This window comes from Streptomyces sp. NPDC002276, from assembly GCF_053891435.1.
The window spans coordinates 1-2,287 of record NZ_JBSFCQ010000063.1; the positions used below are offsets into that span (position 1 = coordinate 1).

Genomic DNA, 2,287 nt, shown 5'->3' on the forward strand with positions numbered 1-2,287 from the left:
CCCTCCCCAGCCACCACCACACACGCACCACTCACCAACGGCAAATACAACTCCAACGCCGCAATATCAAACGCAACCGTCGTCACCGCCAACAAACGGTCAGACAAACCCAGAACACACCACGAACCCACCCCCACCAAAAAATTCACCAACGCCCCATGCGAAACCACCACACCCTTCGGCCACCCCGTCGAACCCGACGTATAAATCACATACGCCGAATGCGCAGAAACCACCGACGACAAACGATCCCCATCACGAAGATCGGACACACTCAACGCCGCAACCGCATCCCGCACCGAAGGATCATCCAAAAGCACACAAGGCACATCACCATTACCGGGCAGCAGACCAGCCGTCACCCCATCCGTCAGAACGAACGTCGGCCGAGCATCCCGGAGCATGTACGCGATCCGGTCCACCGGGTACTCCGGATCCACCGGCACATACCCCGCACCACTCTTCAACACCGCCAACAACGCAACAACCAGATCCACCGACCGCGGCAAAGCCACCGCCACCAAACGCTCCGGACCCGCACCACACCCCACCAGATACCGGGCCAAACAATTCGCCCGAACATTCAACTCCGCATAAGTGAGCTCAACCCCACCACTCACCACAGCAACAGCATCCGGAGTCCGCACCACCTGCGCCTCAAACAACTCCGGCAACGTCAGATCCGGAACCTCACGACCCGTGTCATTCCAGTCGACGAGCACCCGCTGCCGTTCCTCAGCACCGATCAGGTCGACGTGTCCCACCGCACGATCGAATCCGGTGGCGATCGCCTCCAGAACCCGAACCAGCCGGGATCCCAGCTGTTCCACCGCGGTTCGGTCGAACAGGTCGGGGCGGTAGTCGAGCCTCAGCCGGATCCCCTCTCCGGGCATCACGATCAGGCTGAGCGGATAGTGCGTGCTGTTTCTCCCCTCCAGCCTTTCCACTCGTATGGCTTCGGCGGAATCCGCGGCCGACGAGGCGCTGACGGGGTAGTTCTCGAACACGACGACGGTGTCGAAGAGTTCACCGGCCGGGGTGAGGCTGTGGATGTCGGTCAGCTTGAGGTGCTGGTGGGCCAGGAGGACGCTCTGCTCGTCCTGGAGCCGCACAAGCGCCTCACGCAGGGCCTCGCCCGGCTTCAGACGCACACGCACCGGAACTGTGTTGATGAACAGGCCGACCATCGACTCGACCCCGGGGATCTGGGCCGGCCGCCCCGAAACAGTCGCCCCGAACACCACATCGTCCCGGCCGGTCAAATGCCCCAGTACCACCGCCCACGCCTGCTGAATCACCGTATTGAGCGTCACCCCGCAACGACGGGCAGCAGCCGTCAGCGCAACGGTCAGCTCCTCCGGCAGAACCACCGTCATCCGCTCGGGAGCCACCGGAACCCGGCCCGCCCGCACCGGAGCCAGCCGGGTAGCTTCCTCGACCCCCGCCAGCGAATGCCGCCACGCTTCCTCGGCCGCACCACGGTCCTGACCCGCCACCCACGCCAGGAAATCCCGGTACGGAGTGACCGGAGCCAGGCCCCCTCCGCGACCACCCTGCGCATACGCCGTCATCAACTCACGCATCAACACCGGCAAAGACCAGCCGTCCAACAACAGGTGATGACTCGTGAACTCCAGCCGGTACTGCTGGTGACCAAGCCGGATCAGCGTGAACCGGAGCAGTGGCGGAGCGGTGAGGTCGAAACGCCGCGCCCGGTCCTGCTCGATCCACTCCTCGACCGCAGCCTCCCGCTCGGCCGGGCCCATTCCCGTGAAATCGACTTCGTCCCAGGGCAGTTCGACCTGCCGCGGGATGACCTGGACCGGCTGCCGCAGACCCTCATGCACGAACGCGGCCCGAAGATTCGCATGCCGGTGCAGCACGACTCGGGCTGATCCCTTGAGGACTTCGACATTTAGCGGACCTTCTAAGAGAAAGGACATCTGCGTTGTGTACACATCCAACGCCTGCTCGTCGTACAGGGCGTGGAACAGCAGACCCTCCTGCAGAGGGGCCAAAGGAAGAATGTCTTCCAATTCGTCACGCTTCACTTGTCGTTCCTCCACAGCTGCTCAAGTTGATCAATTTCCGCTTGGTTGAGGGAGACCAGGGGCAGGTCGGAGGGTGTGTAACCACCCGCGTCAGGACCGGCCGCATGACGGGCGAACGCCTCCAACGCCCCCACGAACAGGCCCGACAACTCCCCCACACCCTGCTCGTCAAGCACACCCGAAGCCCACGACCACGACACCTGCAGACACGGCCCCACCTCACCGTCCCGCACCAC

2 protein-coding genes are annotated in these 2,287 nt (G+C 63.5%); both read right to left on the reverse strand.

Annotated elements, in window-relative coordinates; all coding sequences use genetic code 11:
• Positions 1–2,051: condensation domain-containing protein (locus ACWIHT_RS47185; protein ID WP_456174825.1), on the reverse strand; the 2,051-nt coding region annotated here is incomplete at its 3' end.
• A partial coding sequence (locus ACWIHT_RS47190) for a hypothetical protein (protein WP_456174826.1) occupies positions 2,048–2,287 on the reverse strand: 240 nt, incomplete at its 5' end. The genes ACWIHT_RS47190 and ACWIHT_RS47185, both read right to left, overlap by 4 nt.